The organism is Xanthomonas dyei, assembly GCF_002939865.1.
Taxonomy (GTDB): Bacteria; Pseudomonadota; Gammaproteobacteria; order Xanthomonadales; family Xanthomonadaceae; genus Xanthomonas; species Xanthomonas dyei.
The window spans coordinates 73,145-94,838 of sequence record NZ_MDEE01000006.1 but is presented as its reverse complement, the minus strand read 5'-3'; the positions used below and the strand labels follow the sequence as shown (position 1 = coordinate 94,838).

General features: G+C 65.1%; 21 protein-coding genes, 1 other RNA gene and 1 pseudogene. 16 read left to right on the top strand and 7 right to left on the bottom strand.

Annotation, left to right across the window (positions count from 1 at the left end; all coding sequences use genetic code 11):
- Positions 1–74: 74 nt before the first annotated feature.
- Genes XdyCFBP7245_RS06665 through XdyCFBP7245_RS06655 form a run of 3 tightly spaced genes read left to right on the top strand, consistent with a single transcriptional unit; the run spans position 75 to position 3,150 of the window.
- The gene (locus tag XdyCFBP7245_RS06665) at positions 75–782 is read left to right on the top strand and encodes a helix-turn-helix transcriptional regulator (protein WP_104614947.1); all 708 of its coding nucleotides are present in this window, start codon (positions 75–77) and stop codon (positions 780–782) included.
- A complete protein-coding gene (locus XdyCFBP7245_RS06660) occupies positions 779–2,689 on the top strand; it encodes an ATP-binding protein (protein WP_104614946.1) in 1,911 nt (636 codons plus the stop codon). The genes XdyCFBP7245_RS06665 and XdyCFBP7245_RS06660 overlap by 4 nt, the downstream gene beginning before the upstream one ends.
- Positions 2,686–3,150, top strand: a complete 465-nt coding sequence (locus XdyCFBP7245_RS06655) for a response regulator (RefSeq protein WP_104614945.1) — start codon at positions 2,686–2,688, stop codon at positions 3,148–3,150. The genes XdyCFBP7245_RS06660 and XdyCFBP7245_RS06655 overlap by 4 nt, the downstream gene beginning before the upstream one ends.
- Positions 3,151–3,235: 85 nt before the next feature.
- On the opposite strand, the gene XdyCFBP7245_RS06650 is transcribed toward XdyCFBP7245_RS06655, so the two are convergent.
- Together XdyCFBP7245_RS06650 and XdyCFBP7245_RS06645 are read right to left on the bottom strand one after the other, a co-directional pair.
- Positions 3,236–3,466, bottom strand: a complete 231-nt coding sequence (locus XdyCFBP7245_RS06650; protein ID WP_104614944.1) for a putative signal transducing protein — start codon at positions 3,464–3,466, stop codon at positions 3,236–3,238.
- Complete coding sequence (locus XdyCFBP7245_RS06645; RefSeq protein ID WP_104614943.1) at positions 3,466–4,107, bottom strand: glutathione S-transferase family protein; 642 nt, start codon at positions 4,105–4,107, stop codon at positions 3,466–3,468. Before XdyCFBP7245_RS06645 ends, XdyCFBP7245_RS06650 begins: the two co-directional genes overlap by 1 nt.
- 305 nt (positions 4,108–4,412) lie before the next feature.
- Between XdyCFBP7245_RS06645 and XdyCFBP7245_RS06640 the strand changes: the two genes are divergently transcribed.
- The gene (locus XdyCFBP7245_RS06640; protein ID WP_104614942.1) at positions 4,413–6,152 is read left to right on the top strand and encodes a glutamine--tRNA ligase/YqeY domain fusion protein; all 1,740 of its coding nucleotides are present in this window, start codon (positions 4,413–4,415) and stop codon (positions 6,150–6,152) included.
- Between the two features lie 59 nt (positions 6,153–6,211).
- Here XdyCFBP7245_RS06640 and XdyCFBP7245_RS06635 read toward each other — a convergent pair.
- A non-coding RNA gene (locus tag XdyCFBP7245_RS06635) (sX9 sRNA) lies at positions 6,212–6,288 on the bottom strand.
- 381 nt (positions 6,289–6,669) lie between these two features.
- On the opposite strand from XdyCFBP7245_RS06635, the gene XdyCFBP7245_RS06630 reads away from it, so the two are divergent.
- The 5 genes from XdyCFBP7245_RS06630 to rlmM all read left to right on the top strand — a co-directional run bounded on the left by XdyCFBP7245_RS06630 (position 6,670) and on the right by rlmM (position 10,183).
- Positions 6,670–7,599, top strand: a complete 930-nt coding sequence (locus tag XdyCFBP7245_RS06630; protein WP_104614941.1) for a DMT family transporter — start codon at positions 6,670–6,672, stop codon at positions 7,597–7,599.
- Between the two features lie 60 nt (positions 7,600–7,659).
- Positions 7,660–7,899, top strand: coding sequence for a hypothetical protein (locus tag XdyCFBP7245_RS23720; protein WP_146091650.1), 240 nt, complete (start codon positions 7,660–7,662; stop codon positions 7,897–7,899).
- Between the two features lie 265 nt (positions 7,900–8,164).
- Positions 8,165–8,533, top strand: a complete 369-nt coding sequence (locus XdyCFBP7245_RS06625) for a hypothetical protein (protein WP_104614940.1) — start codon at positions 8,165–8,167, stop codon at positions 8,531–8,533.
- A 24-nt stretch (positions 8,534–8,557) separates the two neighbouring features.
- Complete coding sequence (locus XdyCFBP7245_RS06620; protein WP_104614939.1) at positions 8,558–9,118, top strand: nucleoside deaminase; 561 nt, start codon at positions 8,558–8,560, stop codon at positions 9,116–9,118.
- 21 nt (positions 9,119–9,139) lie between these two features.
- Complete coding sequence (gene rlmM, locus XdyCFBP7245_RS06615) at positions 9,140–10,183, top strand: 23S rRNA (cytidine(2498)-2'-O)-methyltransferase RlmM (RefSeq protein WP_104614938.1); 1,044 nt, start codon at positions 9,140–9,142, stop codon at positions 10,181–10,183.
- A gap of 399 nt (positions 10,184–10,582) precedes the next feature.
- Here rlmM and XdyCFBP7245_RS06610 read toward each other — a convergent pair whose 3' ends face one another.
- The gene (locus XdyCFBP7245_RS06610) at positions 10,583–11,692 is read right to left on the bottom strand and encodes a Gfo/Idh/MocA family protein (protein ID WP_104614937.1); all 1,110 of its coding nucleotides are present in this window, start codon (positions 11,690–11,692) and stop codon (positions 10,583–10,585) included.
- Between the two features lie 256 nt (positions 11,693–11,948).
- On the opposite strand from XdyCFBP7245_RS06610, the gene XdyCFBP7245_RS06605 reads away from it, so the two are divergent.
- From XdyCFBP7245_RS06605 to XdyCFBP7245_RS06575, 7 genes and pseudogenes are all read left to right on the top strand, one after another.
- A complete protein-coding gene (locus XdyCFBP7245_RS06605) occupies positions 11,949–12,854 on the top strand; it encodes an SMP-30/gluconolactonase/LRE family protein (protein ID WP_104614936.1) in 906 nt (301 codons plus the stop codon).
- An 82-nt stretch (positions 12,855–12,936) separates the two neighbouring features.
- Complete coding sequence (locus XdyCFBP7245_RS06600; protein WP_104614935.1) at positions 12,937–13,659, top strand: hypothetical protein; 723 nt, start codon at positions 12,937–12,939, stop codon at positions 13,657–13,659.
- A gap of 191 nt (positions 13,660–13,850) precedes the next feature.
- Entirely contained in the window at positions 13,851–14,246 is a 396-nt protein-coding gene (locus XdyCFBP7245_RS06595) for an EF-hand domain-containing protein (protein WP_170068551.1), read from the top strand.
- 143 nt (positions 14,247–14,389) lie between these two features.
- Positions 14,390–14,863, top strand: coding sequence for a MarR family winged helix-turn-helix transcriptional regulator (locus XdyCFBP7245_RS06590; RefSeq protein WP_104614934.1), 474 nt, complete (start codon positions 14,390–14,392; stop codon positions 14,861–14,863).
- Between the two features lie 32 nt (positions 14,864–14,895).
- Complete coding sequence (locus tag XdyCFBP7245_RS06585) at positions 14,896–15,723, top strand: p-hydroxycinnamoyl CoA hydratase/lyase (protein ID WP_104614933.1); 828 nt, start codon at positions 14,896–14,898, stop codon at positions 15,721–15,723.
- Between the two features lie 82 nt (positions 15,724–15,805).
- The gene (locus tag XdyCFBP7245_RS06580; RefSeq protein ID WP_104614932.1) at positions 15,806–17,275 is read left to right on the top strand and encodes an aldehyde dehydrogenase; all 1,470 of its coding nucleotides are present in this window, start codon (positions 15,806–15,808) and stop codon (positions 17,273–17,275) included.
- Between the two features lie 206 nt (positions 17,276–17,481).
- Positions 17,482–18,970, top strand: a pseudogene (locus XdyCFBP7245_RS06575) (AMP-binding protein).
- A 258-nt stretch (positions 18,971–19,228) separates the two neighbouring features.
- On the opposite strand, the gene XdyCFBP7245_RS06570 reads toward XdyCFBP7245_RS06575, so the two are convergent.
- The 3 genes from XdyCFBP7245_RS06570 to XdyCFBP7245_RS06560 all read right to left on the bottom strand — a co-directional run bounded on the left by XdyCFBP7245_RS06570 (position 19,229) and on the right by XdyCFBP7245_RS06560 (position 21,560).
- Complete coding sequence (locus XdyCFBP7245_RS06570; RefSeq protein WP_104614931.1) at positions 19,229–20,230, bottom strand: LysR substrate-binding domain-containing protein; 1,002 nt, start codon at positions 20,228–20,230, stop codon at positions 19,229–19,231.
- A 63-nt stretch (positions 20,231–20,293) separates the two neighbouring features.
- Positions 20,294–20,653, bottom strand: coding sequence for a protocatechuate 3,4-dioxygenase (locus XdyCFBP7245_RS06565; protein ID WP_104614930.1), 360 nt, complete (start codon positions 20,651–20,653; stop codon positions 20,294–20,296).
- 10 nt (positions 20,654–20,663) lie between these two features.
- Positions 20,664–21,560, bottom strand: coding sequence for a gallate dioxygenase (locus XdyCFBP7245_RS06560; protein WP_104614929.1), 897 nt, complete (start codon positions 21,558–21,560; stop codon positions 20,664–20,666).
- Positions 21,561–21,694 lie beyond the last annotated feature (134 nt).

Sequence of the window (21,694 nt, the reverse complement as noted above, 5' to 3'; positions counted from 1 at the left end):
TCGAAATCCAGCACCCCCAACAATTCTGCCGATTGGCATATACTCAAATATGCTGATCGGCCTAGAGCGAACCCATGGAAACCCCTACCAATGCTGGCGATTGGCGCCTGAGCTTGCGACGCGAGGCCTCCGATAGCGCACGTTGGCAGGCGTTATGGGAGGCGGCCGTGGCGCTGCGTCAGGCGAACACGCCCGAGCACGCCTGCGATGCAGTGCTTGGCCGCGTGCTGCTGTTGCTGGGCCTGGAACACGGTGCTGTGCTGGCGCAGCGCGGACCGCGCGCGCAAGTGCTTGCCAGCCGCGGGCGGGCACTGCCGCCCGGTGCCAGTGCGGCCGGCGACGGCCACGAAGCCGCCTGGTTGATGCCGCCGCGCCCCAGCGACATACGCGAGGCCAAGGTGCCGATCCATGCACTGGGAACGACCCACGGCATGCTGTGCGTGGCCTGGAACGACAACCGCCCCGCGCCCGGCAACGACGACGTTCAGGCGCTGCAGGCCTTCGCACTGCTGCTGCCGGCGATGGTGGCCGAACCGGCCAAGCCGATCGCCACGCGTCGGCGCAAACCGATGCAGGACGACCGCCTCAGCGCGCTGAGCAAGCGCGAAAAACAGGTGCTCTCACTGCTCCCGCGCGGACTCACTAACGCGACGCTCGCAGCTGAACTGGGGATTTCTCCCGGCACGGTAAAAGTGCATGTGGAGCGAATCCTGCAGAAACTTGAGGTAAAAGATCGCACCCAGGCCGCGGTGTACGCGGTCCATGCCGGACTCGCGCTATGAATGCATTGGCGGTGCGTTGGAACGATTGGCCGATCACCCGCAAGAGCCTGGCGGTGGTGACCCTGCCGCTGCTGTTGCTGGCCGTGGCGCTGATGGCGATCTACAGCGTGGAGCGGCAGAACATCGCCGCCGAAAACGACGTGCGCCAAACCTTGGAAGTGTTGAGCGATCTGTACGAAGCACATGCGCTATTGGCCGAAACCGCGGCCGGTGTGCGCGGCTATCGGCTGGTGCGCCGCGATGAATTCCTTACCCCTTACCGCGATGCCGAACCGCGGTTGCAACGCGTGGCCGAACGGCTCTCGCAACGCATCACCGACCCGGTGCAGGCACAACGGTTTGCGCGCATCAAGCCGCTGTTTGCGGAAAAAATGCAGGGTTGGCGGCGGTTGCTGGCCCCGGACCTGAGCCGCGAAGAAGAGATCCGTCAGCTCTGGGACGGCAAGTACAAGCTCGACATCCTGCGTGCGGAACTGCGCGAGTTGCGCAACTACGAAACCGCGCAGTTGCAAGTGCGCACCGCCAAGGCGCAAGGGCTGCGCCAGCGCAATCTGATCATCACCTTGAGTGCGGCCATGCTCGGCGGCCTGGGCGCGGTGTTTGCGGTGGCGTGGTTCGCCTCGGCCTTGTCCGGGCGGCTGCGCACGCTGGCGGCCAACGCCGACCGCCTGGGCGAAGGCCTGCCGCTGGCGCCGCAACCGCGCGCCGGCGATGAGTTGGGCCAGGTCGGCCAGCGGCTGGCGCAGGCCAGCGAACTGTTGGCCGCACGCGCGGCCGAAGCGCAACTGGCACGGCGCGAGGCAGAAACCGCCAACCGCGCGAAAACCGAATTTCTCTCGCGCAGCAGCCATGAACTGCGTACGCCGCTCAACGCGATTCTGGGCTATGCGCAGGTGCTGGAAATGGACCTGCCCGAACCGGGCCACCGCCGCCATCTGCAGCACATCCTGGGCGCCGGCCGGCACTTGCTGGGGCTGATCACCGAGTTGCTGGACATCGCGCGGATCGAGGCCGATCAACTGGATCTGAGCCCGGAACCCATCTCGGTGCGCGCCGCCGTGCACGAAGCGCTGGGCCTGATCGCACCGGATGCCGACAAGTACGGCATCGCGTTGCAGCCGGCCGCCATCGAAGGGCCGTGGACGGTGCGCGCCGATGCGCAGCGGCTGCGTCAGGTGCTGCTGAATCTGCTGTCGAACGCGGTCAAGTTCAATCGCCCCGGCGGCCAGGTGCAGGTCACCGCACAGGCAGATGGCGAACAGGTGCGCATCACCGTGGCCGACCAGGGCACGGGGCTGACGCCGGCGCAGATCGAGCGCTTGTTCACGCCGTTCGAGCGACTGGGTGCCGAGCGCTCGGCGGTGGAAGGGACCGGTCTGGGCCTGGCACTGAGCAAGCGTTTGATCGAGGCGATGAGTGGGCAGATCGGCGTGGACAGCAGCCGCGATGGCGCACGGTTCTGGATCTCGCTGCCGCAGGGCGAGCCGCAACGCAGCGAGCCGGCGCGCACCCTGCTGCCGCCCAGCACCAGCGGCAGCGGCGTGTGCCGGCTGCTGAGCATCGAGGACAATCCGTCCAACCAGGCGCTGATCCGCACCCTCACCGAGCGTCGCCCGCAATGGCAGTTGCTCGAAGCCGCCAGCCTGGCGCAGGCGCGCGACTTGCTGCAGCACGGCGTGCCGGATCTGATCCTGCTGGATCTGCACCTGAGCGACGGCAACGGCGAGGAACTGTTGCGCGAGTTGCAGGCGCAACCTGCCACGGCGCAGGTGCCGGTGGTGGTGATCAGCGCCGATGCCACCACCGCCACCCTGGCGCGCGTCGGCAATCAGGGCGTGCGTGCGTATCTGACCAAACCGCTCGACGTGGCGGAATTCTTCACCGTGATCGACAGGTTGCTGGCATGACACGCGACGAAATTTTGGGCTCCCGCATCCTCATCGTCGACGACGAGCCGGCCAATGTGCGGCTGCTCGAAGACCTGCTGCAGCGCGAAGGCTTTCAGCAGGTCATCGCCACCACCGACCCGCTGCGGGTCATGGGGCTGGTGTCGGCATTCGCGCCGGACCTGATCCTGCTGGATCTGAAGATGCCCGAGCTGGACGGTTACGCGCTGCTGGAGCAGCTGGCGCGGCTCTCCGACCCAGGGCATTTTTTGCCGGTGATCGTGCTCACCGCCGACCCCAGCCGCAGCGCGCGCCACCGCGCCCTGGGCCTGGGCGCCAAGGACTTCTTGACCAAGCCGCTGGATACCTTCGAAGTCGCGCTGCGGGTCTGGAACGTGGCCGAAACCACGGTGCTGTTCAAACGCCTGCGCGCGCTGGCTGCGCCAGAGGCCGCGCCGCCAGGATGGCGTCAGCCGGAATGATGCCTGCGCGTCGTAGGAGCGCGCCTGGGCGCGATGGGGCTTTGCCGATAAACGCCACATCGCGCCCGGGTGCGCTCCTGCAACGCTACAGCGCGCGGGTGACCTCGCCGCACAGGCCGATCTCGGCCAGCACGGTCTGCGCCTGACTCAGATGGATGTCGGCCACGCACACCTGCAGCACGCCGAAGGCCGGCAATTCGCCGGCGCCACCCAGCAGCGATTCGCCGAACACGAAGGCGGTGATGCCGGCATCTTCCAGCGCGTGCTTGGCCAGATGGGCATCGATGATGTGACTGGCGCGATAGGCGATCTGCATCAGCCGCGCTCCGCGCGTTCGCGTTCTGCGCCGTTGCGCCATTCGCGCAGCGCCGGCAGCGCATCCAGGGCGGCCAGGTAATCGCCGGCGGCCTCGAACAGCGGTACGCCATAGCTGGCAAAGCGCAGCGCCACCGGGGCATACATCGCATCGACGATGCCGAATTCGCCGCACAGGAAGTTACCGGCATGGCCGTGCTCGGCGCGCAGACTGGCCCATAACGCCTGGATACGGGTGATGTCGCGCTCGGCCGCCGCATCCCACTGCGCCGAACCAGGCGGACGCGCCAGATCCATCGGCAGTTGCGTGCGCAGGGCGGCAAAGCCCGAATGCATTTCGGCCGCAGCCGCGCGCGCCTGGGCACGCACCGCCAGGTCCGCGGGCCAGCCGCGGCCGTCGAGCCAGCGTTCGTTGATGTATTCGCAAATCGCCAGCGAATCCCAGACGTGCAGGGTGTCGTCCCACAGCACCGGCACCTTGCGGGTAGGCGAATACCCGGCGATGCGCGACTGGAACTCGGGCGTGTCCAGCGGCAGGCAGACTTCCTCGAACGGCACCTGGAAATGCCGCAATAGCAGCCACGGCCGCAACGACCAGGAAGACAGGGTTTTGTCGCCGATCACCAGGCGGGGCAAAGGCATGCGCAGCTCGCTGCAGAGGGTCGGCGCAGCGTACGCGTCGGGGCCGGCGACCGCCAGCGGTGGACGATCGGGCGCTGCCAGCGCCTTTCACGCAGCATCGCAAGCGCATCACTGCCCGCCACACCTTGCGACCCTGGAGAATGCCCATCGCACCACCGGATGGCGCCAGTGGCCGGGACAACAGGGCCGGCTGATGGGCCGAGCGGCGACAGAAAACACCCGCCGACCACGCAACACGCCCAGCCGCCTACCCCTAACCGGTGCCACCGCCTAAACTTGCGGTTTACTTATTGCCGATGCCCCGCATGTCCGAGATTCCAGCCACCGACGCCACCGCCCCGGCGGAGAAGAAAGACTTCATCCGTCAGATCGTTCGCGAGGACCTGGCCAGCGGCAAGCACACGGTCATCCGCACCCGCTTCCCGCCCGAGCCCAATGGCTACCTGCACATCGGCCACGCCAAGGCGATCTGCCTGGACTTCGGCCTGGCAGCCGAGTTCGGCGGGCTGTGCAACTTGCGCCTGGACGATACCAACCCGGCCAAGGAAGACCCCGAGTTCGCGGCCGCCATCCAGGACGACGTGCGCTGGCTGGGCTACGAATGGGCGCAGCTGCGCCACGCGTCGGACTACTTCGAGGTGTACTACCTGGCCGCGCAGAAGCTGATCCGCGACGGCCACGCGTTCGTTTGCGATCTGAGTGCAGAGCAGGTGCGCGAATACCGCGGCACCTTGACCGAGCCGGGCCGCAATTCGCCGTACCGCGAGCGCAGCGTCGAAGAAAACCTTGACCTGTTCGGGCGCATGCGCGCAGGCGAGTTTCCCGATGGCGCACGCACGCTGCGCGCCAAGATCGACATGGCCAGCGGCAACATCAACCTGCGCGACCCGGCGCTGTACCGCATCAAGCATGTGGAGCATCAGAACACCGGCAACGCCTGGCCGATCTATCCGATGTACGACTTTGCGCATTCGCTGGGCGATGCGGTGGAAGGCATTACCCACTCGCTGTGCACGCTGGAATTCGAAGACCACCGCCCGTTGTACGACTGGTGCGTGGACAAGGTGGACCTGGCCGGGCATCCAGCGCTGCTGCAGCCGCTGCTGGACAAGGGCCTGCCGCGCGAAGCCGCCAAGCCACGCCAGATCGAGTTTTCGCGCCTGAACATCAACTACACGGTGATGAGCAAGCGCAAGCTCACCGCGCTGGTGGAAGAACAGTTGGTGGATGGCTGGGACGACCCGCGTATGTACACGCTGCAAGGCCTGCGTCGGCGCGGCTATACGCCGGCGGCGATGCGGCTGTTTGTGGACCGGGTGGGCATCAGCAAGCAGAACTCGCTGATCGACTTCTCGGTACTGGAAGGCTGCCTGCGCGACGATCTGGATGCCGCCGCCGCGCGCCGCATGGCGGTGATCGACCCGCTCAAGCTGGTGCTGACCAACCTGCCCGACGGCCATACCGAGACACTGCAGTTCTCCAATCATCCCAAGGACGAGAGCTTCGGCACACGCGAGGTGCCGTTCGCGCGCGAGCTGTGGATCGAGCGCGAGGATTTTGCCGAAGTCCCGCCCAAGGGCTGGAAGCGGCTAGTGCCGGGCGGCGAGATCCGTCTGCGCGGCGCCGGCATCGCGCGCGTGGATGAGGTGATCAAGAACGACGCCGGGCAGATCGTCGAACTGCGCGGCTGGCTGGATCCGGAATCGCGCCCGGGCATGGAAGGCGCGAACCGCAAGGTCAAGGGCACCATCCATTGGGTCAGCGCGGTGCATGCGGTGGAAGCGGAAATCCGCCTGTACGACCGTCTGTTTTCGGTGGAAAAGCCCGACGACGAATCCGAAGGCAAGACCTACCGCGACTATCTCAACCCCGAGTCCAAGCGCAGCGTGCGCGGCTATGTGGAACCGTCGGCGGCGCAGGCGGCACCGGAGCAGGCGTTCCAGTTCGAGCGCACCGGGTATTTCGTGGCCGACCGACACGACCACAGCGCGGCCACGCCGGTGTTCAACCGCAGCGTGACCTTGCGCGATACCTGGGCAAAGTAATCGCGACAGCCACGTCGGCGATGCTTGCTGCAAGGCAGGCGTCGCTGCGTGTTTGGAGCGGCGAACAAGACATAGCGAGCAATCGTGAGGTGGGCGCGGACGGCGCACTCAGCACCGGAGTGTAGAAGCGGCACATGCCACGCCGGGTACCGACCTCGCCCGTCTGGCGGCTGCACAGTAGTGTTGCCAGCTGTTCTGGATGTGGGCATGGAATCGTTCGCCCACTTTGTTCGAACAACCCGCTTTCGGCCATCCGGCGGCTGATCGCTGCGGTGCCGTGGGCCACAACGCCCACCCGTGGACGCGGCGGCCAATCATCCGGCACGACGTCGGCAATCGAATGATCGCTGAGAGCAATGCCAGATCGCATTGGGTACGCGGCTTACGGGCACACGACTGTTGACCCCTTTATCGCCACAGACAACCACCTCACGGCAGCGAGCATGCGTGATCGGCGAGCTTGATCAACGCTGCGCCGCACTGCACGCTGCAGTGCATGGCATGAAGGAGACGCACGATGCGTGAGCGCCTGATGATGGGCGTGGCCTGCGGCATCGGTGCGGGCGCGTTGTGGGGACTGGTGTTTCTGGCACCGCAGTTGTTGTCGGCGTTCACGCCGCTGCAATTGGCGGTAGCGCGCTACCTGTCGTATGGCGCGGTGGCCGCGCTGGTGCTGGCACCGCGTGCACGACAAACCGCCGCCCGGCTGGGCCGTGCCGAGTGGTGGGCGCTGGTCCGTCTGAGCCTGATGGGCAATCTGATTTATTACATATTGCTAGGCAGCGCCGTGCAGTGGGCCGGTAGCGCGGCCACGGCGCTGATCATCGGGTTGCTGCCGGTGGTGGTCACCATCATCGGCACGCGCGCGGCCGGCGCGGTGCAATTGCGGCAGCTTGCCGCGCCGTGCGTGCTCTGCGTCATCGGCGTGGCGCTGGTCGCGCTGGACACCGTGCAGGACGACTCCGGACAGCAGGCAAGCGACAGGCTCACCCGCATCGCCGGCTTGCTTTGCGCAATCGGTGCACTGGTCTCGTGGTCGGCATATTCGATCGCCAATGCGCGCTGGTTGCGCCGCCGTCCCGACCTGTCCGGTGGCGACTGGTCGCTGCTGACCGGCGTGGTCACCGGGGCGCTGGCCGCATTGCTGGCGCCGGCGGCGCTGATCGGCAGCGCAGCGCATGCAGCGATCGACTGGGCCAGTTTCTGGGGCGTTTCGCTACTGCTGGGCATCCTGGCGTCGGTGATCGGCAATGCTTTGTGGAACCGCGCCAGCCGCGTGCTGCCGCTGACCCTGGTCGGGCAGATGATCGTGTTCGAAACCGTGTTTGCGCTGCTGTACGGCTTTGCCTGGGAAATGCGGCTGCCTACGCCACTGGAGCTGGCCGCGATCGCCTGTTTGCTGGTCGGCGTGCTGTGGTGCGCAGCGCTGCATGCGGAAGCGAATTGACGCAACCGACCTGCGCGCGCATCGGCCTAGATTGCACGCTGTCTCCAATGGAACACCGCCATGTGCCTCCCACAATCAGGCCAGCGAGCACTCTACGGAGCCGTCTTTTCGCTTTCGATCGGCTTGGCGGGCTGCTCGAAGCCGCAGCAAGACGTACAAGCGGTCACTCCGGCCGACGTGCTGTGCATGTTCGTCCCCAACCCGCCGGACGCCGAGCTGCCCAACGCTGACCGCGACGAAAGCATGCAGCAGCTGGCGCTTGCCACCCGCTGCAGCTCTGCGCTGCGCCGTCATCGATGATGACGTCGCAAAAATCGGCAGCTCCGACCAGCGGATGGCGATTGCCTGCGACAGCGCCCGCCATTGCGATGAGCAATGCGCGTTTCAGCACTGCATATCGGTGCGCCCTTCTACGGCCGGCTCGCTCTTGCGCGCGTTGTGACCGGCAAATGGCGCAGTGCGTCACCCGGCCGGGCACTCTGCGATGCGTCAGGTGGCATGCGGACCACAGTTGCGGCGGCCAGGACTTACCATGAAACTTACTTACCGTGATCGGAGCAGCCACATGTCCCGTGCCTTGTCCTGGTGTCTGAGCACTCTGTTCCTGATCGCGCCCGTGGTTCTGATGGGCTGTGTCATTGCACCGCCCACCGAAGCGGCAACCCGTCCGGCGGCCTCGCCGATCAAGCTCGCTCAGGTGGATACCACCTGCCGCACCGATGCCGACTGCACGGTCAAGAACGTGGGCAGCTGTTGCGGCGCGTCGCCGGCCTGCGTCAACGTCAACAGCCCTACCAATCCCAAGGCCGTCGCGGCGCAATGCCGGGCCAGCGGCATGATGGGCGTCTGCGGCTTCCGCCCGATCGACGCCTGCCAGTGCGTTTCCGGCCAATGTGCCGCAACGCGGGCAACGACCGATACACTGAGACCTTGATTCGTCTCAGCAACCGGCCCACTGATGCTCTACGCGCAAGTCCACCTCACCCTGCCCGCCTGGATTCATGAGTTTGTAGACGCCAGCCGCGCCTATCCCGGCGACGACGACAAGGTGGCGCTGGCCATCGCGCTGTCGCGGATGAACGTGGAAGCGCGCAGCGGCGGCCCGTTTGGCGCTGTCGTGTTCGGCCCGGATCATCACATCATCGCGGCTGCGGTCAACCGCGTGGTGCCGCAAAATACCTCGCTGGCGCATGCAGAGAACATGGCCTACATGCTCGCGCAACAGCGCCTGCAGACGCCACGCTTGAACGATGTGCTGTCGCCGGTGACGCTGGCCACCTCTGCGCAGCCATGCTGCCAGTGCTATGGCGCCACGGTGTGGGCCGGTATCGACCGGCTGTTGATCGGCGCACGCGCCGAAGACGTGATGGCACTGACTCAATTCGATGAAGGCCCGCTGCCTGCTGACTGGGTGGGCGAGCTCACCCGCCGTGGCATCGAGGTGGTCCGCGATGTGCAACGCGAACAGGCCTGCGCGGTGCTGCGTGGTTACGGCGAGGGCGGCGGTGATCATTATTGACCTGTCCTTGCGAGCGCTGCGATGAGCGGTCTGCTGTGTTATTGCCGCCAAGGCTTCGAGCCGGAACTGGCGGCCGAACTGAGCGCGCGCGCCGCGTTCGTCGGCATCGCCGGCTATGCGCGTACGCAGCGCAACGATGGCTATGTGCTGTTCGTCTGCGATGAGGCCGCGCAACTGGCGGCAAAGCTGCCCTGGCGCGAGCTGATCTTCGCGCGACAGAAACTGGTGGTACTGGCCGAGCTCAAGGGCATCGACCCCAAAGACCGCATCACTCCAATCCTGGCCGCGCTGGAAGGGCAAGCGCGCTTTGGCGATTTGTGGGTTGAGCACCCGGATTCGGACGCCGGCAAACCGCTGGCGGGCCTGGCGCGCAGCTTCGGCAATGCGTTGCGCCCGGCACTGCGCAAGGCCGGCCTGCTCACCGACAAGCCGCAACCGCGACTGCCGCGCTTGCATGTGTGTTTTCTCGATGGCGACCACGCACTGCTGGCGGTGGCCGATGCCGACGACAGTGCGCCGTGGCCACTGGGCATTCCGCGGCTGAAATTGCTGCCGGAAGCGCCATCGCGCTCGGCACTGAAGCTCGACGAAGCGCTGCTCACCCTGCTCACGCCCGAGGAACGCGAGCGTCTGGTCAAACCCGGCATGCGCGCGGCCGATCTGGGCGCCGCGCCCGGCGGCTGGACCTGGGTACTCACCCGCCAGCACGTGCATGTCACCAGTGTCGACAACGGCCCGCTACGCGAGCATGTGCTGGAAACCGGGCTGGTCGAACATCTGCGCGCCGACGGCTTTCACTGGAAGCCGGCGCAACCGCTCGACTGGATGGTCTGCGACATGGTCGAGCAACCGCGCCGCGTGGCCGAACGCATGGCCATCTGGGTGCGCGAAGGCTGGTGCCGCCACACCATCTTCAACCTCAAGCTGCCGATGAAAAAGCGCTGGGACGAGACGCGCCTGTGCCTGGATTTATTCGAACAGCAGGCCGAAAAATCGCTGACCGTGCGTGCCAAGCAGCTGTATCACGATCGGGAGGAGATCACCGTGCTGGCGATGCGCGACTGAGCTGAGCTGGGATTGGGGAGCGGTAGAAGCGGTTGGTCGGCGTGTTGTTTGCATGTGTTGGCCGTAGATTCCGGCAGTCATTGCGCGGTGAGCACGGTGTTTGTGATGCGCATGCAGACGCTGGAGCAGATGCGGGGATGCGGGAGTTCAAGAATCGGGATTCGTAGAAGCGCTTGATCGGCGCGTTGCCGGCACATGCTCACCGTGACTTGCGCCAGTCATTGCGCGCTGAGCGCTGTGCCTGACGTGCACAGGCGCTGGAATGGAAGTGGAACAGCGGTGGCTGGTGGTGGATCTTGAAAGCTGCTGAAAGCGTCCGCCCCCATGCTCCGGTCGCCCATTGCCACGACTTGCTGCTTCACTGTTTCGGCGGCCCAGCGACCGCCGAAACCTGCCGACTTACAGCACGATGCGCTTGCTGCCTTCGCGCGCGGAGCGGTAGATCGCATCGACGATGCGGATATCCCGCAAGCCTTCTTCGCCCGGGGCGCGCAACGGTGTGCCATGCATGATCGCCAATGCGTCTTCGTCCATCTGCAAGGCCTGCTGATGCGGCACTTTGGCATCGAAGACGCGGCCGTCGCTGGCCTTGCCGGTGACGCCTTGATAGCTCTGAAACGGCGACAGCTCGTACCAGCCGCGCTCGCAGTCGGCGCGCAGCACATTCATGTTGGCACCGAAGCTGGTCTTGCACGCCGCCCGCACGGCATTGGGAAATTCCAGCGTGAAATCCATATGCTCGTCGACCTCGTCGAACAACTCGGGACGGTCGGTCCAGCGCTTGGCGGTGACTGCCAGCGGCTCGGCACCCACGGTGTAACGCGCGGCATTGAGCGGATAAACGCCCATGTCGTACATCGCACCGCCACCGAATTCCGAGCGTAGCCGCCACGGGCGATCGGCCTTGGTCGTATCGCGATAGCCGTTGTAACCGGCCTCGGCACGCACGCGTTGCATCGCGCCGAACGGCTTCTCGCCGGCCATCGCAATCAGGCGCCGCGTATTGGGTTCGTGCTGCATGCGGTAGCCGATCGTCAACGCCACCTTGTTGCGTTTGCAGGCCGCAATCATCGCTTCGCATTCGCCCGCATGCATCGCCATCGGCTTTTCGCACCACACGTGCTTGCCGGCCGCCGCCGCACGCAATGCCAGCGGTGCATGCATGTGAGTCGGCGTGACGATATAGACCACATCGATGTCGTCGTTGTCGGCGATACGGTCGAAGTTGTCGTAGTTGTAGACGTTGCGATCGGCAATGCCGTACTTGGATTGCCACTGCGCAATCTTCGACGGCGTGCCGGTCACGATGCCTGCCAGCTTGCAGTGTTTGGTCAAAGCCAGGCCCGGCGCGAGTTGCTCGCTGGCATAACTTCCCAGCCCGGCCAGTGCCACATTGAGCGGTTTTCCAGGCTTCTTTTTCGGCAACGCCCATGCAGGTGCGCCAAGCAGGATGCCGGCGCTGCCAAAGGCGGCAAGCAGGCGGCGACGCGTCAAGGATTCCACGGACATGCAAACCTCCTTCGTAGAGAGAATAGCGACCAGCGTTTGACCAGCGGCCTCATGCAGGCAGCGTCAGCGCATCGGACATTGCGACGCGTGCACGACATGGCACGCATCAGCCACATCGGCTCGACGACACGCCTTGATGTATCGGCTGCTCCGATCCACTACTGCCCGCGCACCTTACTTGATCGCACGTGATCATCGCCATGGTCGCGCTGCACGGTCTGGCACACTGCCGACGATCGTCTATGGAGGATTCCGCATGACCACGGCTGCCCGCCATCGTTTACTGCCACTGGTGTTCTTGTTGTCCAGTTCGCTCGCCATCGCTGACGACACGCCATTTGTTGCACGCGACCTGATTGGCGATGGCGCATTCACGCATAACGCCGAAGGCCCGGCCGCGGGCCCGGACGGCGCACTGTATGCGGTGAATCTGGGCAAGGACGGCACCATTGCACGCATCGCGTTGCACACAGACGGCAGCGCAACTGCCGAGGTGTTCGTCACCTTGCCTGCCGGCAGCACCGGCAACGGCATTCGCTTTCGCGATGGCGCGATGTACGTGGCCGATTACACCAGCCACAAGATCCTGCAAGTGAATCTGCACACGCGCGCGGTGAGCACCTTCGCCTCGCTGCCCGATTCCGATGGCCCCAACGATCTGGCATTGGCGCCCGATGGCAGTTTCTATGCCAGCGACCCGAACTGGAAAGACAACAGCGGCCGCTTGTGGCACATCAGTCGCGACGGCGCAGTGCGGCTATTGGAATCGGGCATGACCACGCCGAATGGGCTGGACGTCAGCCCGGACGGCAAGCGCCTGTACGTCAACGAAAGCATGTCGCGCAAGGTGTGGGTGTACGACCGCCTGGACGATGGCAGCGTGCGCAACAAACGCCTGCTGATCGCGTTCCCCGATTTCGGTATGGACGGCATGCGCTGCGATGCCGACGGCAATCTATATATCGCCCGTTACGATGCCGGACAGATCGCGGTGGTGTCGCCGGCAGGCAAATTGCTGCGCACCATCGCACTCAAGGGCCGCAAGGCCAGCAACGTCGCCTTCGGTGGCAGCGATGGCAAACAGGTGTTCGTGACCTTGCAGGATCGCGGCGCAGTTGAAACGTTCAGATCCGATCGCCCCGGGCGCGAAACCGGACGTTGAAACTGCTGCGCGCGTCGCATCGGTTCTCAGGCCGCGCAACAGCATCCTGGCATCCTGCAAGTCACCCGCGGAGGACTCCCCCATGCAACCCATCGAACTCAAGGACGCGGCCGCCTTTGGCAGCGAATTCCTGCGACTGACCCTGTTGCAGGGGTTTCAGTCGCTGACCAAACGCGACCTGGAACTGTTGATCTTCGCGCTGCTGGAGCGCGATGGCGCGATTTCGCGCAATAGCTCCAACGCGCTTGTCGCACTGCAGCTGCGTGTCACCTCGGCCAAGGTCAAGGCCTTGCGTCGCGATGGCTATGCCCGTTGGCGCGCGTTGGTGCCCGAAGAAGGCGACGCGGCGATGCAGCGCATCGTGGCCAACGTGCTCACCGAAGACAACCTGCGCTCCGGTGCCAAGCACGTCAGCGAACGCAGCCGCAAGGAAGGTTTTCTGGCGGTGCGGATCGAACATCCCGACGACGCCCAGCAGTTCGAACAAGCCATTCTCGATGTCGGCGCGTTGCCGGTATACGAACGCAATCGCGAAGTGGTGGCAGTGCGCTTCGACACGCTGCTGAAAATCGCCGAACGCTGGGGCTATCTGCAGCAGGATCCGCAGGCAGCGGTACGCGAATTGCAAAAGCTCACGCCCACTGCCGAAGAAGTGGCGGATCTGTTGAAAAAGGACATCGCGCAGCTGCGCTGGGATGATGTGCGTCGCGCACTCAACAGTCTGGGTGCCAAGGCCGTGGCCAGCACGGCAGAAGGCGGCTTGAAGGGCTTGCTCAAGATCGTGTTTCCCTTCATCCCCGGCTGAGTGGCTTGCAGGGCGACGGCAACGCGCCGTCGCCCTGTCAGACCCAGCGTTGATGTCCCCGGCTCCGCGCTTGCGCTGCGGCCAGCTTGCGTAATGAATCTTGCGATGCGCTGCCTCTACCGCGCGCGCCACCCACCGCAAGCTGCCCACAGCCTCTATCCTTACCAGCTGTTCCACATCAGGGGGATCTGATGACCATCTGCCGTCTTGCAACATGTACCGCACTGCTGCTCGTTTGCGGCCTCGCCTCCGCCCAGCAGGCACCTACGCCGGCCAGCAGCATGCCGCTGGTCGATGTGCCCAATGTCATCCGCACCCAGCCGCTGTCCAGCGGTGAGGTCACCCATCAGACCCGACTGGAGCGCCCGCGCGGCGAATCCAGCGTGATCGTGCGTTCGATCCAGCCCAGCAGCGTGGTCGGCAGCTACCGCATCGATTTCCACGCCATGGACGTGGATGGCGACGGCCGCATCAGCCGTGCCGAAGCCCAGGCCAACCCCGCGCTGGGCGACGAATTCGATGCGCTCGACACCCGCCACAGCGGTTACCTGACCCGCGAGCAGTTGGCCGGCTGGCTGACTCTGTGATCTCCCCGCACACCTGAGCGGCAGGCAGGCGCGCCGGCAGGACGCGGGCGCGCACTGCACTTCAGGTTCCGATGCCAACACCTCTTGCAGCGCCCGCTTCGGTCGGCTAGATTGTATTTAACGGATACAGTTTGGATGGATCGATGACCGCTCGCCTGGCACTTGCCAAAGACCTCGGCTACCAACTGCAACTGGCCACCTTGGCGTCCAGCCATGCCGCCCGCCAGGAGCTGGCCGAGCTGCATCTCACCCCGGCACGCGTCACTGCGTTGATCCACATCCGCGACCAGCCCGGCTGCGACCAGACCGAACTCGGCAACCGCCTGCTGGTCAATCGCGCCGCCGGCATGAAGATCGCCAACGCGCTGGCCGAGCAAGGCCTGATCGAACGCCTGGCCGGCCGCGACCGCCGCAGCAAGGGCCTGTACCTGACCGACCAGGGCCACCGCACGCTCGAGGTGGCGCAAGCCTGCCTGGCGCGCGCCGTTGCGCGCACCTGCACCGGCCTGCAGGCCGGCGAACAGCAAACCCTGCTCCGCCTGCTGTGCAAATTGAATGCCAGCGCCACGCTGGAGCGGACAACTGCGGCAGAGACCGCGTTGGCCGAAGACCTCTGATCCCGCAGCCCCCGACTTGAAGGAGACGCCGCTTGAACGAGCATGACGTGGTATCGGTTCGCATCGAAAACCGCATTGCCTGGGTGAAGTTCGCACGCCCGGACAAGCGCAACGCGATGAGCCCGGCGCTCAACCGCCGCATGATGGATGTGCTGGACGAACTGGAATTCGACGACAACGTCGGTGTGCTGGTGCTCGGCGGCGAAGGCACCGCCTGGTCGGCCGGCATGGACCTCAAGGAATACTTCCGCGAGACCGAAGCGCAGGGCCTGCGTGGCGTGCGTCGCTCGCAACGCGAATCCTACGGCTGGTTCCGTCGCCTGCGTTGGTACCAAAAGCCCACCATCGCGATGGTCAACGGCTGGTGCTTCGGCGGCGGCTTCGGCCCATTGTTCGCCTGCGATCTGGCCATTGCCGCCGATGAAGCGCAGTTCGGCCTGTCGGAGATCAACTGGGGCATCCTGCCGGGCGGCGGCGTGACCAAGGTGGCGGTCGAGCTGCTGTCCATGCGCGATGCGATGTGGATGACGCTGACCGGCGAAATGATCGACGGCAAGAAGGCGGCCGAATGGCGCCTGGTCAACGAAAGCGTGCCGCTGGAACGGCTGGAAGCCCGCACGCGCGAAGTGGCCGAGCTGTTGCTGCGCAAGAACCCGGTCGCGTTGAAATACGCCAAGGACGCGGTGCGTCGCGTGGGCACCCTGACCTACGACGAAGCCGAAGATTATCTGGTGCGTATGCAGGAAGCGGCCAACTCGTTCGACAACAACGCCCGCAAGGAAGGCATCCGTCAGTTCATCGACGAGAAGAGCTACAAGCCCGGCCTGGGCGAATACGACCTCACCAAAAACAGCGCCTAGCACGTCCCATGGCGCCTGAAGCGATGCGTGCACGCCACGCATCGCTGGCGCTGCCAGTGGTTTTCTGCACCGAGGAGGGAGTATGGAAGCCTTATCCGCAACGCTGCGCGGGATCGCCGCGCGTGGGCCGCTGGGCCTGTTCATCGATGGCCGGTGGCGGGCAAGCAGCGGCGATCGCCATGTCGATGTAATCGCCCCGCATACCGAACAACGCCTGCTGCGCTACACCGAACCATCGCACGCAGATACCGAGGCCGCGGTGGCCGCGGCGCGTGCCGCCTTCGACACCGGCCCCTGGCCGCAGCTGTCGCCTCCCGAGCGCGGGATGATACTCAAGCGCGTTGCCGACCAGCTGCGTGCACGCATGCCGGAACTGGCCGAAGCGTGGACCGGCCAGGTTGGCGCCACCATCGGTTTCAGCCGGCGCGCCTCGCAACAGGCGCCCGGCCTGTTCGATTACTACGGCGACCTGATCGCCATGCACCCGTTCGTGGAGCCACGCGCACGCGCCAATGGCGGCCGCGTGCACGTCGTGCAGGAACCGGTGGGTGTGGTTGCGGCGATCACGCCCTGGAACGCGCCACTGGTCTTGCTCTGTTACAAGGTGGCCGCCGCACTGGCCGCCGGCTGCACGGTGGTGGCCAAGCCCTCGCCGGAAACCCCGATCGATGCGTACATCCTGGCCGAATGCATCAGCGCCGCAGGCGTGCCCGATGGCGTGTTCAACCTGTTGCCGGCCGGTCGCGAAGTCGGCGACCAGCTGATCCGGCACCCGCTGGTCGACAAGGTCAGCTTCACCGGCTCCACCCAGGCTGGACGACTGATCGGCATGGCCTGCGCCGAACGCCTGGCGCGGGTCGGCCTGGAGCTGGGCGGCAAGTCGGCCGCCATCGTGCTTGAAGACGCCGACCTCTCCAAGGTGCTGCCCAGCCTGGTGCCCTACTCCATGCCGATCACCGGCCAGGTGTGTTTCTCGCTGACCCGCGTGCTGGTGCCGGCGCAACGGCGCGACGAAATCCTGCAGGCGTATTGCGCGGCACTGGGCGCACTCAAGCTCGGCGATCCGTTCGCCGCCGATACCGGTATGGGCCCGCTCGCGCTTGGCCGGCAACTGGAACGTGTGCAGTCCTATATCGCGCAGGGCAGCGCCGAGGGTGCGCAGCTGGTGATGGGCGGCAACCGCCCGGCGCATTTGCCGCGTGGATTCTTCATCGAGCCGACGGTGTTCGCCAACGTCACACCGGACATGACCATCGCACGCGAAGAAATCTTCGGCCCGGTGGTGAGCTTCATCGACTATCGCGACGAGTCCGATCTGATCGCCAAGGCCAATGCCAGCGACTACGGCTTGCACGGCACCGTCTATGGCGAGGATGTCGATCGCGCGTATCGCATCGCACGGCGCGTGCGCAGCGGCAGCCATTCGATCAACGGCATGTGGGTGGATATCGACATGCCGTTCGGTGGCGTCAAGCATTCCGGAATCGGTCGCGAAGGCGGCATCGAAGGCCTGCATGCGTTTCTCGAAACCAAGACCGTCTATCTCAGTTGAGTTTTACGTCACCGACGACGCGGCGAGCATGCCGACGTAGTCGCACTGCAGTGCGCTGCACACCACGGCATCTCATCTCCAGTGGTGCGTTAGCAACGTATTCGGTGAACGCGAACTGCCGCGTTGTGCACGCGCGCCAACCTTCCTGCCATCTCTGTCGCACGCACGTTTGTCACTCCCCCATTGCGCCCTCGGAAGACAACGCCATGACCATGCCGACCGACTCGATTTCCTTCCATGCCCGCCTCACACCGCAACGACTTGCCGCGCGCGACCTGGTGCTGGAGCACGAATGGACCTATGCCGAACTGGACACCCTGATCGGCCAGCTCGCCGCCTTGCTGCAGACGCGCGGCTGCGTCGACGGCGAACGGCTGGCGGTGCTGGCCCGCAATTCGGTCTGGCAGGTTGCGCTGCATTTCGCCTGTGCGCGGGTCGGCGCGATCTATGTGCCGCTCAACTGGCGGCTGAGCGCCACCGAGCTGGACACCTTGCTGCAACGCGCGCAGCCGCATCTGCTGCTGGGCGATGACGTCGCGGCCGGACGCGCGCATGTGGAAGCCTTGGCCAGTTTTATCGACAGTGCCAAGGCGCTGGCGCCCGCCGAAACGTCGTACATCCCGCCCGAGCGCGTGAGTCTGATCCTGTTTACCTCGGGCACGTCCGGCCAGCCCAAGGGCGTGATGTTGAACGAGCAGAATCTGCAGCAGGTGGCGCACAACTTCGGCGTCACCACACGTGTAGATGGCAACAGCAGTTTCCTGTGCGAGGCGCCGATGTTCCACATCATCGGCCTGGCCACCAATGTACGTCCGGCGCTGGCGGTAGGCGGGTCGATCCAGGTGTCGAGCGGCTTCGAACCGAAGCGCACATTGGGCTGGCTCGGCAACCCGGCGCTGGGCATTACCCACTATGTCGGCGTGCCGCAGATGATGCAGGCGTTTCGCAGCCAGCCCGGTTTCGATCCGGCAACGCTGCGTCACCTCACCGCACTGGTCAGCGGCGGCGCGCCGCACGCCGCCGACGACCTGCTGGGCTGGCTGGACGATGGCATCCCCATGGTCTGCGGCTTCGGCATGAGCGAAGCCGGCACGGTGTTCGGCATGTCGGTGGATTGCGCTGTGATTCGTCGCAAACTCGGTGCGGCAGGTATTTCATCGCCCAGCGTGCAGACGCGGGTGGTGGACGGTGGTGGACGGCGATGGCAACGACTGCCCGACAAGCGTACCTGGCGAATTGTTGTTGCGCGGCCCCAACCTCAGCCCAGGCTACTGGCGCGAACCGCAGGCCACCGCTCAGATGCGCGACGCACAGGGTTGGTTCCGCACCGGCGATATCGTTAGACGCGATGACGACGGCTTCTTCTGGGTGGTGGACCGCAAGAAGGACATGTTCATTTCCGGCGGCGAAAACGTGTATCCGGCCGAGATCGAAGCGGTGCTGGCCGATCACCCGGACATCCGCGAATGCGCGGTGGTCGGCATGGCCGACCCGCAATGGGGCGAAGTGGGCTACCTGGCGATCGTGCCCGCCGCTGAGGCGACGGATCTGGAGCAGATTCGCAGTTATCTGATCGAGCGCCTGGCCAAGTACAAGGTTCCCAAGCACCTACGCCTGGTCGAGGCGCTACCACGCACGGCGACCGGCAAGCTGCAGAAGGCGCGATTGAAGGATGCCTTGGCCAAGGAAGCCTGATGGCATTGGCAGCCATGTCACGCGAGCGTGCGCATCACCGCGCACGCTCGGACGGGACCGATGTCGGTCACCGCACTCCATGGTGCTTGATTCCGCCCGACGCAGGATCAGCCGGGCGCGGCGCGGGTTTCAATCAAACACACACGGCCGTCGAGTCCATCCACAACTGCATTCGAACAGCGCAACTGTCCAAGCAAGCGATAGACAGTACTCGTCCCGCTCGGCGATACACCTTGCGCCTGGCAATACGATCATCCGTTACGCAGACGCATCCAGCAGCATGTCGTCTTCGCCGATATGCTCATCCACCCACACCGCGCCCTGCTGCGCCATCAGCGCCAGTTGGTGTTCCAGCTCACGCATCAACAACCGCACACCGGGTTTGAGGATGGCACTGCTGTCGCGATAGATCACGCCACCTGCGCGCGCTTGCGAGGGCTGCTGCAGCTGGAAGGCACGCAGTTCGCCGCGTGCGATGTCGCCGGCCACCATCATGCTTGGCATCACCGCAATGCTGTCGGTGCCGAGCAGGATCTCGCGGGTGAAACTGGCAGAGCTGGAACGCAGTTGATCGCGCGTGGCCAGCCCGTGCTCGCGCATGACCTGCGCCACGTCGCGCTCCACATGCTGACTCAGGGTCGGCAGCACCTGTCGGTACGCAGCCGCTTCGGCGATACGCACCGGGCCATTGGCAAACAACGGATGGTCGCTCCGCGCCACCAGCGCAATCGGGTCCTGGTACAGCACCTTGCGCACCAACGCGTCGTAGCGCGCCAGCGGATACAACCGGCCAACGACCAGATCCACCTCGTTTCCGGCGAGCTTTGGCAGCAACTCATCGGTGCGTCCGTGCAGCAGCCGCACACGCAGCGTGGGTTCGGTACGGTACAAGGCTGCCAGCACTGCCGGCAGCAGGCCGCTCGCCGCCACCGGCAACGCGCCGACAGTGATAGTGAGCGCATCGTCCTGCAGCAACCCTTCGAACGTGTCCTGCGCGCGGCGTAACTGGCCCAGCACGACGTGCGAGGTCTGCACCAGCACCTCGCCCATCGCATTGGGACGCACGCCACGCGAATGGCGCTCGAACAAGGGCGCGCCGACGATCTCTTCGATCTCCTGCAAGGCACGCGTGAGTGCAGGCTGGGTCACGTTCAAGACGCGTGAGGCGCGAAGCAGGCTTTTTTGCCGGTCCAGCGCCTCGATGACACGTAGATGCCGGACCTTGATGCGGTGTTCGAAGAACACGGAGGACATGGTCATGGGGGTGGGCCTTACGTTGGGAAGTCGGGTGGAAGCGCCCGGCCACTGGCCGGGACGCGCAGCTCAGCGTGCCTCGGGCACACGCCGGGTCTGCATGAAGTCTTCGAACGACTCGCCGCGCATGATGGCGTAGACCTGCAGATTGGTCATGCGCACCACGCGGGCGAACTTTTCGATCACAAAAAAATTGGCGCCGTACTGCACCAATCCAAGCCAGTCGCGCGCACGCACCAGCGCTTTCTCGCGCTCGGTAAGCTCGGCTTCCTGCATCAACACTTCCGCGTCCTGCAAAAAGCGATCGCGCCATGGGGCGCGGATCATGTGCCAGAAAAAACGATTGAGGCGCAGTGCGCGATTGCTGGTGCGCAGATCGAACAGATAGGTACCGTCGATCTTGTCCATGCCGTCTACTTGCGGATTCATCAGCAGGCCCTCATGCCGCGTTGGCGGTGCGCGCCAGCAACTCTGCCGAGCGCGGTGCGTCGGCGCGTTCTTCGCCCGGCTCGTACAACACCACGGTCATCGCGGTGGTCGTCATCAGGTAGTAGTTTTGATGCAGCTTGCGGATCGGCCCATCCAACGCGCCGCGCATGGCTAGCCACATGATCTGCTCCACGCTCTCGGCACCGCCCAGGCGCACGTAGTCGGTGTGGGTGAGATCGGTCAGGGTTTCCGGCGCGTGCTGGAAGCGATCCAGAAATTCCATGTCCCAGTCGGTGTTGTTGAAGCCGGTGCGTTCGCCATGGATCTGGTGCGACAGCCCACCGGTGCCGACCACCACCACCCTGAGATCTTCCGGATACGACTCGATCGCACGACGCACCGCCTGGCCCAGCCGGTAGCAGCGGCGTGCGGTCGGCAGCGGGTATTGCAGGACGTTGATCGCAATCGGCACCACCGTGCCCGGCCAGTCCGGCACATGCGGCCACAGCAGCGGCAACGGGGCCGCGCAGCCGTGGTCGATCGGTTTGTCCTGAAACACGGTCAGGTCGAATTCGTCGTTGACCAGGCAATCGGCGATATGCGCCTGCAGCTGCACATCGCCGCGGATCGGAGGCAGATTACGCAGCCCTGCGCCTTCGTCGGCGACCGGGAAGCGCTCGCCCACGCCTAGCGCAAAGGTCGGATACAGATCGAAGAAGAAGGTCGTGCAGTGGTCGTTGTAAAAAAACACCAGCACGTCGGCACGTTGTTCGGCCAGCCACTCGGCCACCGGCGTGTAGCCGTCGAACAACGGCTTCCACACCGGATCCTGTTGTTTGCCCTTGTCGTAGGCCACGCCGATGGTGGGAACGTGCGAGGTCCCGATGCCGCCGATGATGCTAGCCATGCTTTGCTCCTGCGACGCAGCGCTGCCAGGTAAAGGCAGAGCGCACGTCATTGATTGAGTCAGGATTGACGATGCAATGGATCCCAACACGGACGACCAAGCAATCCGGATCGCCAAAACGGTATCCTTGGGAT

What these genes read in the sequence shown, in the direction of transcription:
- XdyCFBP7245_RS06655 (WP_104614945.1), top strand. Translation starts at nt 2,686, where the DNA reads ATGACACGCGACGAAATTTTGGGCTCCCGCATCCTCATCGTCGACGAC.
- XdyCFBP7245_RS06645 (WP_104614943.1), bottom strand. Translation starts at nt 4,107, where the DNA reads ATGCCTTTGCCCCGCCTGGTGATCGGCGACAAAACCCTGTCTTCCTGG.
- rlmM (WP_104614938.1), top strand. Translation starts at nt 9,140, where the DNA reads ATGAGCGGTCTGCTGTGTTATTGCCGCCAAGGCTTCGAGCCGGAACTG.
- XdyCFBP7245_RS06620 (WP_104614939.1), top strand. Translation starts at nt 8,558, where the DNA reads ATGCTCTACGCGCAAGTCCACCTCACCCTGCCCGCCTGGATTCATGAG.
- XdyCFBP7245_RS06570 (WP_104614931.1), bottom strand. Translation starts at nt 20,230, where the DNA reads ATGACCATGTCCTCCGTGTTCTTCGAACACCGCATCAAGGTCCGGCAT.
- XdyCFBP7245_RS23720 (WP_146091650.1), top strand. Translation starts at nt 7,660, where the DNA reads ATGTGCCTCCCACAATCAGGCCAGCGAGCACTCTACGGAGCCGTCTTT.
- XdyCFBP7245_RS06650 (WP_104614944.1), bottom strand. Translation starts at nt 3,466, where the DNA reads ATGCAGATCGCCTATCGCGCCAGTCACATCATCGATGCCCATCTGGCC.
- XdyCFBP7245_RS06630 (WP_104614941.1), top strand. Translation starts at nt 6,670, where the DNA reads ATGCGTGAGCGCCTGATGATGGGCGTGGCCTGCGGCATCGGTGCGGGC.
- XdyCFBP7245_RS06600 (WP_104614935.1), top strand. Translation starts at nt 12,937, where the DNA reads ATGCAACCCATCGAACTCAAGGACGCGGCCGCCTTTGGCAGCGAATTC.
- XdyCFBP7245_RS06660 (WP_104614946.1), top strand. Translation starts at nt 779, where the DNA reads ATGAATGCATTGGCGGTGCGTTGGAACGATTGGCCGATCACCCGCAAG.
- XdyCFBP7245_RS06625 (WP_104614940.1), top strand. Translation starts at nt 8,165, where the DNA reads ATGTCCCGTGCCTTGTCCTGGTGTCTGAGCACTCTGTTCCTGATCGCG.
- XdyCFBP7245_RS06590 (WP_104614934.1), top strand. Translation starts at nt 14,390, where the DNA reads ATGACCGCTCGCCTGGCACTTGCCAAAGACCTCGGCTACCAACTGCAA.
- XdyCFBP7245_RS06605 (WP_104614936.1), top strand. Translation starts at nt 11,949, where the DNA reads ATGACCACGGCTGCCCGCCATCGTTTACTGCCACTGGTGTTCTTGTTG.
- XdyCFBP7245_RS06595 (WP_170068551.1), top strand. Translation starts at nt 13,851, where the DNA reads ATGACCATCTGCCGTCTTGCAACATGTACCGCACTGCTGCTCGTTTGC.
- XdyCFBP7245_RS06560 (WP_104614929.1), bottom strand. Translation starts at nt 21,560, where the DNA reads ATGGCTAGCATCATCGGCGGCATCGGGACCTCGCACGTTCCCACCATC.
- XdyCFBP7245_RS06640 (WP_104614942.1), top strand. Translation starts at nt 4,413, where the DNA reads ATGTCCGAGATTCCAGCCACCGACGCCACCGCCCCGGCGGAGAAGAAA.
- XdyCFBP7245_RS06580 (WP_104614932.1), top strand. Translation starts at nt 15,806, where the DNA reads ATGGAAGCCTTATCCGCAACGCTGCGCGGGATCGCCGCGCGTGGGCCG.
- XdyCFBP7245_RS06610 (WP_104614937.1), bottom strand. Translation starts at nt 11,692, where the DNA reads ATGTCCGTGGAATCCTTGACGCGTCGCCGCCTGCTTGCCGCCTTTGGC.
- XdyCFBP7245_RS06565 (WP_104614930.1), bottom strand. Translation starts at nt 20,653, where the DNA reads ATGAATCCGCAAGTAGACGGCATGGACAAGATCGACGGTACCTATCTG.
- XdyCFBP7245_RS06665 (WP_104614947.1), top strand. Translation starts at nt 75, where the DNA reads ATGGAAACCCCTACCAATGCTGGCGATTGGCGCCTGAGCTTGCGACGC.